This is a genomic window from Anaerospora sp., assembly GCF_032013335.1.
Lineage (GTDB): Bacteria > Bacillota > Negativicutes > Sporomusales > DSM-15969 > Anaerospora.
On sequence record NZ_DALZUO010000002.1, the window covers coordinates 103398 to 119183 of the forward strand.

General features: G+C 45.7%; 14 protein-coding genes, 3 tRNA genes and 1 riboswitch. Of the genes, 16 read left to right on the top strand and 1 reads right to left on the bottom strand.

Going from position 1 to position 15786, the window contains the following annotated elements; genetic code table 11:
* Positions 1–60 precede the first annotated feature (60 nt).
* The 12 genes from RTR76_RS02480 to RTR76_RS02535 all read left to right on the top strand — a co-directional run bounded on the left by RTR76_RS02480 (position 61) and on the right by RTR76_RS02535 (position 10299).
* Positions 61–684: a hypothetical protein gene (locus RTR76_RS02480; protein WP_312516371.1), complete on the top strand. Its 624-nt coding sequence runs from the start codon at positions 61–63 to the stop codon at positions 682–684.
* A gap of 134 nt (positions 685–818) precedes the next feature.
* Positions 819–2786 carry a methyl-accepting chemotaxis protein gene (locus RTR76_RS02485; RefSeq protein WP_312516372.1) on the top strand — a complete coding sequence of 656 codons (1968 nt, stop codon included), beginning with the start codon at positions 819–821 and terminating at the stop codon, positions 2784–2786.
* Positions 2787–2975: 189 nt separating this feature from the next.
* Positions 2976–3051 (top strand) — tRNA-His (locus RTR76_RS02490).
* 13 nt (positions 3052–3064) lie between these two features.
* A tRNA-Gln gene (locus RTR76_RS02495) sits at positions 3065–3140 on the top strand.
* A tRNA-Lys gene (locus RTR76_RS02500) sits at positions 3141–3216 on the top strand.
* A 272-nt stretch (positions 3217–3488) separates the two neighbouring features.
* Positions 3489–4685: an FTR1 family protein gene (locus tag RTR76_RS02505; protein ID WP_312516373.1), complete on the top strand. Its 1197-nt coding sequence runs from the start codon at positions 3489–3491 to the stop codon at positions 4683–4685.
* A 140-nt stretch (positions 4686–4825) separates the two neighbouring features.
* Positions 4826–5356: an iron transporter gene (locus RTR76_RS02510; protein ID WP_396144165.1), complete on the top strand. Its 531-nt coding sequence runs from the start codon at positions 4826–4828 to the stop codon at positions 5354–5356.
* A gap of 69 nt (positions 5357–5425) precedes the next feature.
* Positions 5426–6697 (top strand): Fe-S-containing protein, encoded by a 1272-nt coding sequence (locus RTR76_RS02515; RefSeq protein WP_312516377.1) that lies wholly within the window; start codon positions 5426–5428, stop codon positions 6695–6697.
* 12 nt (positions 6698–6709) lie between these two features.
* Positions 6710–7999 (top strand): ABC transporter permease, encoded by a 1290-nt coding sequence (locus tag RTR76_RS02520; protein ID WP_312516379.1) that lies wholly within the window; start codon positions 6710–6712, stop codon positions 7997–7999.
* A gap of 9 nt (positions 8000–8008) precedes the next feature.
* Complete coding sequence (locus RTR76_RS02525) at positions 8009–9139, top strand: FtsX-like permease family protein (protein ID WP_312516381.1); 1131 nt, start codon at positions 8009–8011, stop codon at positions 9137–9139.
* 16 nt (positions 9140–9155) lie between these two features.
* A complete protein-coding gene (locus RTR76_RS02530; RefSeq protein WP_312516758.1) occupies positions 9156–9818 on the top strand; it encodes an ABC transporter ATP-binding protein in 663 nt (220 codons plus the stop codon).
* 13 nt (positions 9819–9831) lie between these two features.
* Complete coding sequence (locus RTR76_RS02535) at positions 9832–10299, top strand: FMN-binding protein (RefSeq protein ID WP_312516383.1); 468 nt, start codon at positions 9832–9834, stop codon at positions 10297–10299.
* A 63-nt stretch (positions 10300–10362) separates the two neighbouring features.
* Here RTR76_RS02535 and RTR76_RS02540 read toward each other — a convergent pair whose 3' ends face one another.
* On the bottom strand, positions 10363–10746 hold the full coding sequence (locus tag RTR76_RS02540) for a NusG domain II-containing protein (protein WP_312516385.1): 384 nt from the start codon (positions 10744–10746) through the stop codon (positions 10363–10365).
* A gap of 190 nt (positions 10747–10936) precedes the next feature.
* Positions 10937–11117: riboswitch (cobalamin riboswitch) on the top strand.
* Positions 11118–11371: 254 nt separating this feature from the next.
* Between RTR76_RS02540 and RTR76_RS02545 the strand changes: the two genes are divergently transcribed.
* Genes RTR76_RS02545 through RTR76_RS02560 form a run of 4 tightly spaced genes read left to right on the top strand, consistent with a single transcriptional unit; the run spans position 11372 to position 15786 of the window.
* Complete coding sequence (locus RTR76_RS02545; RefSeq protein WP_312516387.1) at positions 11372–11551, top strand: hypothetical protein; 180 nt, start codon at positions 11372–11374, stop codon at positions 11549–11551.
* Between the two features lie 18 nt (positions 11552–11569).
* Complete coding sequence (locus RTR76_RS02550) at positions 11570–13237, top strand: hypothetical protein (RefSeq protein ID WP_312516389.1); 1668 nt, start codon at positions 11570–11572, stop codon at positions 13235–13237.
* A gap of 4 nt (positions 13238–13241) precedes the next feature.
* Positions 13242–14969, top strand: coding sequence for an energy-coupling factor transporter ATPase (locus RTR76_RS02555; protein WP_312516391.1), 1728 nt, complete (start codon positions 13242–13244; stop codon positions 14967–14969).
* A complete protein-coding gene (locus RTR76_RS02560) occupies positions 14899–15786 on the top strand; it encodes an energy-coupling factor transporter transmembrane component T (RefSeq protein ID WP_312516393.1) in 888 nt (295 codons plus the stop codon). Before RTR76_RS02555 ends, RTR76_RS02560 begins: the two co-directional genes overlap by 71 nt.

Genomic DNA, 15786 nt, shown 5'->3' on the forward strand with positions numbered 1-15786 from the left:
ACATGGTATGATAGACGCAGAGAGTATGAAAATGGTAGATGCCTTTAACAAGGAGAAAACATGGAAATCAGGCACCCTGAATGGCTGCAGGTAAATAAAAATAAAGAAATCTTATATGGCTATAATCAATGCTGGTATAGTACTCGGACTAAGCGATCAAGTGGCTGTGGTCCTACTTCGGCAGCAATGCTGCTTTTGTATTTGAATAAAAGGGAAGCAGGTCCGCTGACCTATAACAATGATAGTATCGCTTCTATAACAGAAGCACTTGAAGAGATCTGGGATTTTGTTACTCCTGGCTGGCTGGGACTGAGCAGCACAGAAAAATTCTGCGAGGGGATGGATGCGTACTTATCGTTTCATCAATTAGCGTGGCAGTGCCATAAATTAAGTGTTCCCTTATGTAAAGCCAAACGGTCTTCCCTTGCTGGAACGGTTGATTTTTTAGAAAAAGGACTTGCCTCTGATTGCCCTGTAGCTTTTTTAAATTTGCACAAGGGAAAAGCAGGCTCGCTAGAGACCTGGCATTGGATTGTAGTGGTGGCTCTCGCATATGAGCAGCAGACAGATCGGTATATTGCTACTTGCTATGACGGCGGGCGCAAGTTGACCTTTGACTTGAACCTTTGGCTGACTACGTCAAAGTTCGGCGGAGGTTTTGTATTTTTGACAAATGGGAATTGAATATTGTGAAACAAAATAACCTGCTGACAAATTAGCAGGTTATTTTTGCTTTCCTTATTATATAAAGGAGTATATAAAGGAAATTTGCTTTGTATTGTCGAATACACCTTCCATAATATTGCAGGAGTGATGAAATGTTTAAAAATACCAGTTTGCAATTTCGTTTAGTGGCCTTATTTGTTTTATTTGCAATTCTCCCGGCTTCGGCAGGTGGTGTTGTAAGCCTTTATATGAATATTACAGCAGCCCGTGAGGATATGGCTCATGACAATGGTATATTTGCCGCTCAGCTTGGCAGTGAAATCAAACGACTGCTGGATGATTCGCAAGGACTGGTAGAGGCACTAGCTGCATCACCTACTGCTCAGTCAATGGATGGAGCTTCTGTTACTGACATGATTATTGCGGCACAGCAGCGCAACCCGCTGTTTGAGCTGATTTTCGTTATGGATTCTACTGGGATGCAGATTGCCAGAACATCCGGTAAGCTTGCAAACCGGGGAGATCGTGCATATTTCCTGGAAGCCGTTAAGGGAAACACTTATTTTACTGATACCTATATCTCGGCGTTTACCAATGCTCCTACGGTGACGGTATCTACACCGATCCGCAATAAGAGCGGTGCGGTTATTGGTGTTTTTGCCGCTGATATCAGCCTTAAAGCGCTGGCTGACATTGTCGCGAAGGTGAAGATTGGAGAAAACGGATATCTTGATATTGTTGATAATAAGGGTACTGTTATCTACAATCCGGTCAATGAACGGGTAATAAATAAAGAAAGCTTTGCTGCACTTGAATATGTGAAGCAGGTTATGCAAGGAAAAGCAGGAAATATGGAAGCGGTATCCAGTCGTGGTGATAAGACAATTGCTGCGTTTGCACCAATTGATAAATATGGCTGGGGAGTCGTGATTTATCAGCCTGTTAATGAAGCGTACAGGACCTTAATTTCAACAACCCTGATTGTATTAGTTGTCGTGATTTTGGCTGTCGTTGCAGCCGGATTGACTGCATTTTATATTGCGAGAAACATTACAAAACCGTTGCAAAATCTAGTGGTGGTCAGCCGTGCCGTGGCACAGGGGGATTTAACCCAGTCTATTGCTGTTGGGGGTATTTCAGAAGTTCGCAACTTAGCCGTTGCCTTTGAACAAATGACCACTGCCCTTCGTCAAATTATTGTACAAACCCGTAACACTGCTGATTCGGTTGCAGCAGCTGCTGAAGAACTGGCAGCCTCGTCGGGAGAAGTGGGCAAGGCCACGGAAGAAGTGGCGATTGCTATCCAACAGGTATCGGAAGGTGCTACCCGGCAGGTTCAACTATCGGGCCACTCTACTGCTGCGATTACCAGCATGGTTACAAATACGGCTCAGACTGCAACAGCTGCGCAAGCGGTTGCGCAGGCTTCTTCCAAGAGCGAGCAGGCGGCTGAATGGGGGAAAGGGCAGATTGATGATGCCGTAAATCGTATTGAACAGATCAGACAGCAGGTCGATCAAGCTGCGGCGATGATTTATGCCCTTGGAGATAAATCACGGCAGATTGGTCAGATTGTTGATCTTATTACCAATATTGCCGGCCAAACTAATTTGCTCGCCTTAAATGCCGCTATTGAAGCAGCGCGGGCAGGAGAACAAGGACGCGGTTTTGCCGTTGTTGCCGAAGAAGTACGTAAATTAGCTGAGCAATCACAGGATGCAGCGAAAGAGATCGCTGCGATTATCGGTGCCATTCAGCAGGAAACAGCTGTCGCTGTGAGTGCGATGGACAGCGGCAGCAAAGAGGTAGCTGCTGGCGTGCAGGTAGTACAGTCTTCCGGGACTGCTTTTCAGCAGATTTTTGATGCAGTTAAAAATATGCATGTTCAGGTAGAGTCAATTGTCAGCCTTGCTGAAAATCAGCAAACAGCAAGCCGTGAAGTTGATACGGCTGTACACAGTATTGCAGATGCTGCCCGCATTAATGCTGCAAGTGCCGAACAGGTGGCGGCTGCCAGTGAAGAGCAAAATGCTGCTGTTCAGGAGATCGCAGCTTCTGCGGCAAGTCTTGCAAAGGCTGCAGGGGATTTGCAAGAGGCAGTAGTAAAATTTCATGTGTAAAAATTAATTATGACTATTGATTATGTTAAAAAGATCTGATATACTAATTGAGTGTTGTGACGTTGTGCTGCTTAAGGCAATACAACGTCACAGGACAAAAGAATATAGAATATTATGCTTGACATCAAAGATGTAGTATGATAGAATATATTTTGTCGCAAGGGACAAACGCTCTTGCAAATGAACATGGTGGCTGTGGTGAAGCGGTTAACACGGCGGATTGTGGCTCCGTTATTCGAGGGTTCGAACCCCTTCAGTCACCCCAAAAAAAATATTGTAGGGGCGTCGCCAAGTTGGTAAGGCAACGGACTTTGACTCCGTTATGCGTTGGTTCGAGTCCAGCCGCCCCTGCCAGACCTACTAGCTCAGTTGGTAGAGCACCTGACTTTTAATCAGGGTGTCGATGGTTCGAGTCCATCGTGGGTCACCATTGAAAAAGCTTTCCGGATATTATCCGGAAAGCTTTTTTGTATTGTTTGGGAGTGAAAGTAATAGGGAAGTAATGAGTAAATGATAATGAGAATTGTTATTACGTTTTCCATTTTTTTCTTGACAGGAACAGTAAACAGAGTTATATTCTCTATAGAATAAATTTCAGATACAAGCGGGTTCAAAAACCTGCATTTTTTACACGGTTTTAATGAGAATGATTACTATTACCATTTTGAGTGAGATTCTTCATTTTGAAAGGAGGTGAATTTGATGCGTAAGTTATTGTTGATATTGCTATTGCCGCTTATTTTCGTAATTGCCTCGCAAAATATGGTCTTTGCTGCAGCGTCATGGGGAAAAGTTGTCGATAAAATCGAGAAAACGATGACCCAATCGCTTGATGCTTATAAGCAAGGTAATTTGGATAAGGCCAAAAAACTCATAAATGACGCTTATTACGGTGTTTATGAAAAAGAAGGAATGGAACTCACTGTTAGTTCTACTATTTCCGGCCGCCGGGGCAGTACTGAAGAATATAAATTCAGCGTTATTAAAAAGCTGATGACGAATGGCGCTCCTGAGGCAGAGATCAAAAAAGAAATTGATGAATTAGTAGGGATGCTGCGGGAGGATGCTGTTAAATTAGGCGGTACCGGTAAGCAGCAGGGGCCTGCCGAAGTCTTTTGGCCTACATTTTTGATTCTTGTGCGCGAAGGCTTCGAGGCAATCCTGGTCATTGCTGCAATTACAGCTTATTTAAATAAGTCAGGTAACGGCAGTAAGACAACGGTTGTTTATTATGGCGCTTTCCTGGCAATCCTGGCAAGCCTGCTGACTGCTATTGCAATTAATCAGATTTTTAATATTGGCGGCGCTAACCAGGAAATAATGGAAGGCGTTACTGTTCTGATTGCTGTAGTTGTTCTCTTATCCGTTTGCCGCTGGATGATCAGCAAGGCAGACACAAAGAAATGGCAAAATTACATTGAAGGCAAGGTGCAACATTCCGTAAGCGGCGGAAACGCTTTATCCCTGGGGTTAGCCGCTTTTTTGGCGGTGTACCGTGAAGGTGCGGAAGTTGTGTTGTTCTATCAAGCCTTATTGAGCGATGTTGGTGCTCATATTGATGCCGTATGGATGGGCTTTGGCGCAGGGTGTGTGGCACTGGCTGTAATTTACGGAGTCATTCATTATGGCAGTATGAAAATACCGCTGAAACCCTTCTTTCTGGGAACAAGTATTTTTATGTATTGTCTGGCGGTAAGCTTTGCAGGCAGCGGTGTTAATAAGCTGCAGGCAGGCGGAGTGGTCGGTGTAACACTGATACCGGGCATGGAGGCAATTGACCTCTTAGGTATTTATCCTACCTGGGAAACACTTCTGCCGCAAATTGTACTCGTGCTTCTGGCGATAGGGGGGGTGATTTATCAGCGCCGTCGTCAAGCAGCTCCTGATGCTGCGGCATAGTACACAGAGGCGATAGATCAAAAGGCTTGTAGTAGAACCGGACAAGCGGGGAATATCGTCCTATTTTTAGCTGTCATTCAAAAAAATAAAAAACAATTTAGGGAGGCTACTACATAATGAAAACAAGAAAATATGCACTAATGACTTTGGTTATGATGCTGGCACTTTTTGTAATGGGAACGCAGGCTTTTGCTGCTGGATTCCAGGAATATCCAATCGGTGACGAGCAAGAAGTTACGGAAGCTGGCTTTACAGTTGCTGCGATTTATTTCCAACCTATCACAATGGAACCTGCCGGCATGGGCTTAACGCCTGATCAAGCTGACATCCATCTGGAAACAGATATAAAAGCTACTGAAGATAATAAAACCGGCTTTGGTGTTGGCGAATTCATTCCTTACCTTTCTGTACATTACACCATGACTAAACAAGGTACCGGCGAAGTCATCGAAGGTAACCTTATGCCGATGAATGCCAGCGACGGAGCTCATTATGGCGCTAACGTTAAAATGCTGGGCGCAGGCAGCTATGACGTAGTTTTCACTATTGCAAGCCCGCTGCAACAAAACTATATGCTCCATGTTGACCAAGAAACCGGTGTAGAAGGCCGTTTCTGGGAAAACCCTGTCACTCTTCACTGGGTATTTGACTTCGTTCCAAGAAACTGGTAATGATAGCGGTCCGGGAAGCTTCCCGGACCTTTTTCTCAAATTTCATTTATACAGGAAGGAGGGGGACAGATGGTACAATATCTCATGGCGGTATTACAAACTTTTATACCAGTAGTGCAGAATGTTGCGGCTGCGGTTATTCCTGTCGCAATGGTATTGGCTTTTTTAGGTAAACAGCAGCAGGAGAACTTAAAAAGCTGGGTGTGGCATGGGGTGATCTGTGGTCTCCTTAGTTCTTTTACCATTGTCATATTACGATTAAGTTCTACCTTTATAAAACGTGAAGTATATGAATGCGGAGTGTTAAGTGTTGCATTGCTGGCAGAAGTACTGCTGCTCATCCTTTTTTGGCGCGCAAGAAAGAAAGGCTATCCAGATACCGATGCAACTATTCCTGGGAAGGTAATATTTACGGTTGCTTTTACTTTGCTTCTATACCGGGGCTTTGAATTTTTTATTTTTCCGGCTAACATGCTGATAGCAGCTAATCCGCTTATCAGCTTGGATGTTTTGTTTAAAATGATTGGATGTTTACTTGGATTCGGTCTTGCCTTACTAACTGGCGTAGCTGTTTTTAGGGTAGCCAAAGTTTTACCGGTGAAAAGTTTGCTGACTGTTACCACAGTCGGTTTTATTGTCATTATAGCCCACCAATTAGTTGTAGTCATTCAGGTGCTGCTGGGACGCGGCATTATTCCTATGAAAAAATGGCTTCTCGGAATCATGATTCCCCTTATTAATTATCAGACCTGGTTTTTGTACGCTCTTTTTGCGGTTACCTTTGCGTTGGTTGCCATTTTATATATGGGGCGCAAAATAACGCGACAAGATGATCTTAATCCGGCGCAATACCGGAAAGTATTAATTACTGTCCGTAAGCAATTGAACTGGGGAGCGGTCATTGCGGTTAATTTGCTGCTGGTATTTATTTTGTCTACAGCAGGCAAAGCGTACGCTGATCAGAAAGTGGAAATAACCCCCGCAGTGCCTGTGTCGGCTGTACAAGGCACAATTGCAATTCCATTGGAGAAAGTAAGTGACGGAAGACTGCACCGTTTTTCCTTCCGGGCATCAAACGGTACTACCTTGCGTTTCATTATTATTAAGAAAAGTGGCTCCGCTTACGGAGTTGGATTAGATGCTTGTGATATTTGTGGTCCTACCGGCTATTATGAGCGGGAAGATCAGGTGGTCTGTAAGCTTTGTGATGTTGTAATGAATAAAGCAACAATTGGCTTTAAAGGCGGCTGTAATCCTGTACCATTAGAATACAAGATGACTGCCGGAAAACTGGTCATTCCGGCTGCGGCGCTGGAAAAAGAAAAAGGAAGATTCAAGTAGGGAGGGCGAGCTATGTTTTGGCGAATGCTGAAAGGTGCTCTGAGCCGGCAAAGACGCAAGATGTTCATGGTAGCGCTTACGATTGCACTTGGTGTCTCGCTGACGACAGCCATGCTGAACGTTATGCTGGATGTGGGAGATAAAGTAAACCGGGAATTAAAGGCATATGGCGCTAATATAACCGTTACTCCCCGTTCTGCTTCCGTGTTGAAGGAATTATATGGAGTGGAAGCCGGGGCGGGCGCGGCAGGGCAATACCTGCAGGAAGCCGACCTGGGTAAATTAAAAACCATTTTCTGGGCAAATAATATTGTTGCTTTTGCACCGACGCTGGAGGCTAAAGCGAGCCTTGGAGCAAATGGTGAGGATGTGACATTAGTTGGTACCTGGTTTGAGCGCAAGCTGGAGCTGCCTACCGGGGAAGTGGTAGAAACAGGGATAAAAGAGCTGAAATCCTGGTGGTCTATTGATGGGCAATGGGCTCAGGATACGGGTCTTCATGGTGCAATGGTTGGCAGTCTGCTTGCAAAAAAACGTAATATCAAGACTGGTGACGAATTGCAAATTGCAGGTTCGGGCAGCAGCCCGGCAGAAAAACTGGTAGTTAAAGGGATAATTAACAGCGGTGGTGCAGAAGACGAACAGATTTTTGTTCCACTCAGCTTTGTACAGAAGTTCAGCAATATGGACGGAAAAGTAGCTAAGGTGGAAGTGAGTGCAATTACTACGCCAGATAATGATTTGGCCCGTAAAGCAGCTCATAATCCTAAAAGCCTGACACTCAAAGAATGGGAAACATGGTATTGCACAGCTTATGTGAGTGCCATATCCTATCAGATCGAAGAAGCGGTTTCCGGTGCCAGAGCTAAGCCTGTACGCCAGGTAGCTGAATCGGAAGGCGCAATTTTACAGAAAACACAATTGTTAATGCTGCTCATAACTGCCCTTAGTCTGGCTGGTTCGGCACTGGGAATCTCCAACCTGCTGACTGCCAGTGTAATGGAGAGGACGAGGGAAATCGGGTTGTTAAAAGCCTTGGGAGCCACTGATTCGGAAATCTTGTTATCGACTCTGTCTGAAACAATGACAACCGGAATTGCAGGTGGAATTGCAGGCTACTTTATGGGGCTTGGATTTGCCCAGATTATCGGGCAGACTGTTTTTGGCTCTGCAGTGGAAGCTAAAGGGATGGTTATTCCTATTGTAATGATTTTAGTTATGCTGGTTACTTTGGCAGGCAGTCTTCCGGCCTTCAGGATGCTTTTATCATTGCGCCCGGCAGAAGTACTTCATGGCAGGTGATAGTAAACTATGACAAAATACTCTATGTATAGCAAGATGATTATTCATTCGCTTATCCGGCGCCGGTCGCGCATGTTTGTTGCCTTACTGGCAGTTGCCATAGGTGCGACAGTCTTGTCCGGCTTAGTTACAATTTATTATGATGTGCCTCGTCAAATGGGCCGTGAATTTCGCTCTTATGGAGCCAATTTGCTCTTGATTCCTGCTGGCAGCAGTCAGACATTGCAGGAAAAAGACGTTGTAAGCGCGGCGGCGCTTTTACCGCAGGAGAAACTCGTTGGGCTGGCACCTTACCTGTATGATCGGGCCAAGGTAAATGAGCAGCCAGTTATGGTTGCGGGGACGCGCTTTGCGGAAGTCAAAAAAGTAAGTCCTTACTGGCAGATTAGAGGGCAGTGGCCTGCGCAAAATACAACTGAGGTTGTTCTAGGCGCTGAAATTGCAGAGCTATTGAAGGTAGAGCCGGGACAGATGATTACATTGTCGGCCGCTAATAGCAGCAGTGAAAGTAAAGTTAAGGTTGCAGGAATTGTCAGAACAGGTGGAACAGAAGAAAATTTCTTGTTTATGGATTTACCGCTGCTGCAGACCTTGTTGCAAAAAGGCGGACAGATAAGCGTGGCACAGGCCAGTATTATGGCGACAGAAGCAGAGCTGAATACGTTGACCGGTAACGTAGAAACGCAAGTTCCCGGTGTGACTCCGCGGCTGGTCAAGCGGGTTACTCAGTCAGAGGCGATGGTGCTGGGCAAATTGCAGGCGTTGGTTTATTTGGTAACAATTGTGGTTCTGCTGTTAACGCTCATTTGTGTGGCTACTACTATGATGGCAGTAGTAGCGGAACGCAGAAAAGAAATTGGACTTAAAAAGGCTTTAGGTGCAGATAATCGCAGTATTGCACTGGAGTTTTTAGGTGAAGGACTTACCCTGGGCGCTTTAGGCGGATTATTAGGAACTGTTCTTGGTTTCTTTTTTGCTGAAACAGTGAGTGTGAATGTCTTTGGCAGAGCGATTTCCTTTCAGCCGTTTATTGCGGCAAGTGCGATTGTAGTAGCTGTTGGCGTTGCCGGGGTGGCTTGCCTGATTCCGGTAAGAACTGCGACTGCCGTTGAACCGGCAATCGTGTTACGGGGCGAGTGAAGGAGGCTGTTGATTGATGAGTTTATTAGAACTACAAGATGTTTCAATGATTTATGGCAGTGTAAAAGCGCTGCAAAATATTAATCTCACAGTAGAGCGGGGCGAATGGCTGGCTATCATGGGGCCTTCAGGCTCTGGAAAAACTACATTAATGAATATTATCGGGTGTATGGATAAAGGCACAAGCGGAACAGTGATACTTGATGGTGAAGATATTTCTACCTTGAATCCCCGTAGTCTGACAGCGATTCGCCGTGATAAAGTAGGGCTGGTTTTTCAGCAGTTTCATTTAGTACCTTATTTGACCGCTCTGGAAAATATTATGATCGCTCAATATTATCATAGTATGCCTGATGAAGCAGAAGCATTGGCTGCTTTGGACCGGGTAGGTCTGAAAGACAGGGCAAAGCATTTGCCTAGTCAGCTTTCCGGCGGCGAGCAGCAGCGTGTATGTATTGCCCGTGCCTTGATTAATTATCCTATGCTGATACTGGCTGATGAGCCTACCGGCAATTTAGATGAAGCTAATGCAAATCTGGTATTGGAGATATTCCAAAAGCTTCATCAAGAGGGACATACGATTATTATGGTCACTCATGATCCGGAGGTTGCCGAACTTGCACAAAACCGGATTGTACTGGAACATGGCCGGATTGCCGACCGTCGAAAGATAGGGTAGGAGGTAGTTGAGTGTGAAACGATGGCTGTTGTTAATAGCAGCATTTATGCCTGTTCTGCTGCTTAGCGGCTGTGCACAAAAGGATGCTAGTCCTGCCGCCAGCCATAAGGATATTAACCTTAGCGGCAATTATAAGGATGGCCGGTTTACTGCCAAAAGCAGTGCTGATGAAGGCGGTGCTATTGGTGAAATCGCCCTTGTTATTAAGAATGGAAAAATTACCAAAGCCGATTATCGCGGCATCAAGAAGGATGGCACTGTAAAGGATAAGGAATACGGCAAGACCAGCGGCAAGATTGAAAACCAGGAGTTTTATAATAAAGCGCAGTTAGCTGTAAATGCGGCTGCTACATACGGTCCCAAACTGATTGAAACCCAGGATGTTGATAAAATCGATGCCGTATCGGGGGCAACCGTATCCTATAACCAGTTTGCCGAAGCTGCAAAAAAAGCATTAAAACAGGCTGATAAAAATCCATAGTTGTTGACATAGCAAATAACGGCGCCTGCCGAAGGGGCCGTTGTTTGTCATGTTTCGATGGTTTTATTTGATAATGAAATCAAGATCCTGCGCTTCTGAGGAGACAACAGTGACGACAATGCGGTAAGGCAAATTAACAATTTGCTGTGGTGGACTGCTGATCCAGCCTGTCTGGACGCCAATCTGCCGGGGGGAATCATCCTGGCGAATCCGGACTTTTCCTGAATTTACTTCAATAATTGCATATTCGTGCTGGCCGCCGATGCGGTATTCTTCTCTGTATCCCTCCCGGAGCTGCATGGTTTTAACTAAGCTGCCATTCACGCGAACTTCAGCGCTTTTATTTATGTGATCGGGGTATAGGAAGAGGCTGTAGAGAATTGAACTCAATGACATGACGAATAGTATCGAAATCAGCAATTTATCGCCTTTGGTTAAAAATCGCATGCGAAGCTCCTTGTTATACATAAAATCTATATACATAATGAAAAGCAAGTGCTGAATAACATAGTTTAACGCTAAGAGAATGCTATTGTTTAGGGGTAATATTGGTTTTTTCTTGCAAAAGAGTTTGACATATCAAGGAAAGAAATGCTATTATTGATTCAAATTATAGAATAAAATGTCTAATCAAACAATTGCATATATTGAGATAGGTGCCCGCAAGGGCTTAATAGGGAAGACCGGTGTAATACCGGCGCGGTCCCGCCACTGTAATAGGGAGCAAACCCATATATACCACTGAGATGAACGTCTTGGGAAGGTTGGGCAAGCCATGATCTAGAGCCAGGAGAACTGCCTATCTGACGATCACCGTTTTTGACCCACGAGCGATGGGGAGGAGATTTAGTACATAACATTGTACCTTGCTTCTTCCCGGCGTATTTTACGCCGGGATTTTGTATAGTTATATATATGTTATTTTAAATGAATCTTCCTGCCAGTGGGGCCGGAAGATTCATTTTTTTATTTAATTCCCAATGATTATGGAAAGGGGGAATGCATCCCGAAGTAAAGAGAGGATAAGCACACTCCAGAAAACAATTAAAATCCGAGAGGTGGAAGTGATGTTATGACAAAAGAGGTTGTAGAAGGCAAACAACCGGTAGGGGAAGAAAAGCAGGATCGCTTTTTTGCTGAGTTTCCTTATCCGACGTATGAAGAATGGCGGCAATTGAATCAGGTGCTTCGGTTGCGGTCATTTGCTCTAGCCAGGCTCTCTCTATCAGGGGAGAGCTTTTATTGTAAGTAAAATGGAGGAGGACAGGCGTTGGAAGCAAGTAGATGGAATAAAAAATGGTGGAGTGCCGTCTTATTTTGTGTATTGTTTATATGCATGACCACGGTCGCTCAGGCCAGCAGTGAATTAACATTTACTTGTCAGGCTCCCTATTATTTGGGCAAAACCCGGGATACAGTAACGCCGGGTGAGCGGATTCAGGCGTTATTCAGTATAGAGAATCGCAGCTCCGAGGATAAAGAGGCTGTTATAAGAATCAGTCTGCCTCCCGGTTTTTTGCCTGAGGATGAATATGAAAACTGGCAGGTAGGCCAGCAGGAAGAGCAATATTATCTATACAGGCAAGTCAAGTTAGCCGGAGGCTATAGCCAGTGGTTTGATTTAATTGCCATACAAGCGGCAGCTTCGTTGAAAGAAGGGGTATATAACCTGACGGTTGCGGTTGATGATACGATATTGCAAGTACCGGTGAACATTGCTGTGGGAGAAGGCGCGGTAACTGATGCTCCTGTTGAACTGGCGGATATTGTACTTCCTTTAGACAGGGAAGGCAAAATGGATGACCGTCTGAATCGCAATACACTGGTACTCAGGGACCGGAGTTGGGATTATTATAAAAATCTGCTGCGGGGGAAAGGGGCCTCTAATCAAGAGGTAGAAGCCATTCATCCTCTTACCCATTTGGGTTTGGATATTAAAAATACTGCTCGTCAACAAAGATTGGTGCTTGCTACCATCCAGCTGCTTGATGTGAATACCCAGCAACCGGTTCCCGGGCTGTTCACCCCGGGAACAACCAGCGAAGATCATGAAGCAGGCTCGATGGGGGGGCATGATGACCGGCTGGTAGCCTTAATTGCACTGAACGGTGATATGAGGCAGCGGATACAATTGCCGGTTTATGCAGATGAACAACTAGTCAGCGGCGGCGGCCGTTATTTGCTGCAAGTGGAGCTGAAGGACAAAGAAACTCCGCTGCTTGTCAAATCAATACCAATTACAATTATAAAAAAAGATAGGAAAGCAGCAGCAGTTGTTGGCATTGCTGTTGTTATATTAGCTACTGCCAGTTTATTTGCCTTACGCCGTCTGCGGCAGGCCTTAAAGATAATGAAAACTCGCTGGCTGGTTACTATTGCCCTATTTGGAGCAGCGGCATTTGCAGTTGTAAACGTTCCGGCCACGTTATTGAATGACTTTTTTCATATTTTGCTGGGGCCTTTTGGATTTATGGTTACCGGTCTGTTTCATGGTGTTTTTTTGTATATGATGATTGTGGCTTTAGTCATGCTTATTCCATACCCTGGTGTAGTGGCCTTGATGACGATTATCCGCATGCTGCTTGGCATGCTTGCCTTTGGACAATTATCTCCAATTGGACTGTTATCCTATGGTACCCATGCTTTCATGCTGGAGGTGCTGCTTATCGGGAGCGGCATGTACGGGCGGATTCAGGTAGGACATGCGGTCGAGCATGTTTCCTTCCGGCAAATTATCCAGTTAGCACTGATATGCGGTATTGCTGACTGTGTCGCTACCTATATCAATTTGCAGGGCATGGCTTTTTTGTACCGGCTGTATTATGCGGATTGGTATATTGCGCTGATCTTGCTGTTGAATGGGTTTGTTTATACTGCCATTGGTGCGGCCTGTGGTACCTTGTTAGGCAGCCGTCTGTCCAAAGTGGGAGGTGACTAGTGAATTGAAGCCAATCATAGGCTTGTGCAATGTATCTTTTACCTACAAGCATCGCAGTGTTGCCAGCGTTTCAGACATCAGCCTCGAAATATTTCCTGGGGAATTTGTTCTTTTAACCGGTGCAACCGGTTGTGGCAAGAGTACATTATTAAAAATGCTGAATGGCCTTATTCCTCATGCAAGCAGCGGTAGCATGAGCGGTGAAGTCCACATTGCAGGACGTAATACGCGGCAATGCGGGATTGCTGAATTGAGTCAAACGGTGGGAATGGTATTTCAGAGTCCGGAAGATCAAATTTTTTCAACAACTGTTTTTGATGAAACAGCTTTTATTCTGGAGAATATGGGGATGAAGCCGGACGAGATTGCTTCCCGTGTTCATGAGACGCTGGAACTGGTAGGAATGCTTGTTTATAAGGATGCCAGTATTCATGCGTTATCAGGCGGACAGAAACAGCGTCTGGCAGTAGCGTCTGTGCTTGCAGCCCGGCCTAGTATCCTTGCACTGGATGAACCGATTAGTCAGCTCGATCCGCAGGGGGCAGCTGAACTGTTGGCGGTGTTGCAGCGCATTAACAGAGAACTGGGAATGACAGTTGTTATAGTCGAGCATCGTTTGCATGAAGTAATGCCCTTATGCCGCCGTGTTGTTATCATGGATCAAGGAAAGCTTGCCTGGCAGGGCACTAGAGAGGAAGCATTCGGGCAGCCGGAAATGTTTGATTCGTATGGGCTAAGACTGCCGCAGACAATTGATATTTGCCGTCACTTAGCCGTAAATACGCAATCATCCCAGGTTGATCATGCCGTTGCTGCTATTAAAGAAAAATATCAGGTACCCCAGGATAATGGCTGTTGTACGGAGCCCGTCAATACGGGATCTGCTGATCGTGCTGCGGCGGTAATCGTTGAGCAGCTCAGCTTTCAGTATGACAAAACAAAACCACAGGTATTGAATCATTTGCAATTAACAATTCCTAGAGGTCAGTTTGTCGCGTTAATGGGCAATAACGGAGCGGGAAAATCGACTTTGCTTCATCAGATCGGCGGCTTGCTGCAGCCGGCAGCCGGGTATGTACAAGTGCTTGGCAGTCGTGTTACGTCAGTTATGCCAAATGTGGGGATGGTGCTGCAAAATCCGGATTTTATGTTGTTTAATAACACAGTTGCCGATGAAATAGCGTTTGTTTTGCGGCAGAAGAAAGAGTGCAACAGTTGGCCTGCTGTGTGCCGGGAACTAGTTGACCAATTAGGCCTTAGCGGCATGGAAGAGGATTTTCCGCTGGCGCTAAGCAGGGGACAGCGGCTGCGTGTGGCGATAGCGGCGGTATTGGCTTCCAAACCGGCAGTTCTCTTGCTGGATGAACCAACTACCGGGCAAGATATCGGACATATCGAAGATATTGTTCTCTTGCTGAAAGCGTTTACCGCTCAAGGCGGAACAGTGGTTTTTTGTACGCATGACACGGAAGTGGCGGCTCGATTTGCTGATCGCATCGTTATTATGTGCAAGGGGCAGATTGTGGCAGATGGTCCGGGGAATGTTGTGTTTAGAGAGCAGGCTGTTTTGCAGTCAACCGGACTTAAGCCACCTGCTGCTTTACTTGTTGCCCAGAATTTGTATGGAGGAAGAGCTGTGACTGTTAAGGAGGTGGTTACCTATGTACGACAGAAATGTCTGGGAAGCAACACCGGGGAATACCCTGCTTCATCAGTTGGATGTCCGAACTAAACTGATTGTGTTGATTAGTTTTGCAGTAGTAACGTTAACCATTGACAGTCCCCGTTCTTTATTTCTATTATTTGCTATTACGCTGATCTTTCACGCAATTAGCCGCTCTTCGCTGGCCAGATGGCGTATACTGGCTGTTTTTGTCCTGCTGGGAATATGGGGATCGATGGCCAGCCAGGCCTTGTTTTACAACCAGGAACCCCGTACGGTAATGGCTTGTCTAATTTCTCCGGGGTTTCCTGTGTTGGGCAAAATAACCGCTGGTGTATTTGTCTATCGTGAAGGCCTTCAATACGGTGCGGTGCAAGCTCTGCGATCTGGGATTATGCTATCCCTGGGGCTCTTGCTTAGCTGGACTTCTGATCCGCGGCAGCTGCTCAAAAGCTTCTTATCGTGGCGAATGCCCTATGAATTGGCTTTTATGGTGATTACCAGCTTGCGTTTTCTACCGGTTATATTTCAAGAGACGGCAATCGTATTGACAGCTCAAAGGCTGAGGGGATTTCAGCCCTTTAAGACGGCCTCGCCCCGCCATTTAATTCAAATGGCCTTCCAGACGTTGTTTCCCATTTTAGCCCGGACATTGCGCAGGGCGGCAACTTTGGCGTCTTCCGTGGAGAGCAGGGGCTTTGGCAGGGAAACCCAGCGCAGCTACGACAATCCCTGGTCAACGCTGGAACGAAGCTTCTGTTACATCGCTGCTCTACTGGTGGCAGGCCTGGTTTCTTTGAAAATACTGGATGTATTGCAATTTAACGGTCTAGTATATATACCGGCATGGCGCAGCTTGTATGATATGATGAAAGTATGGATGTGA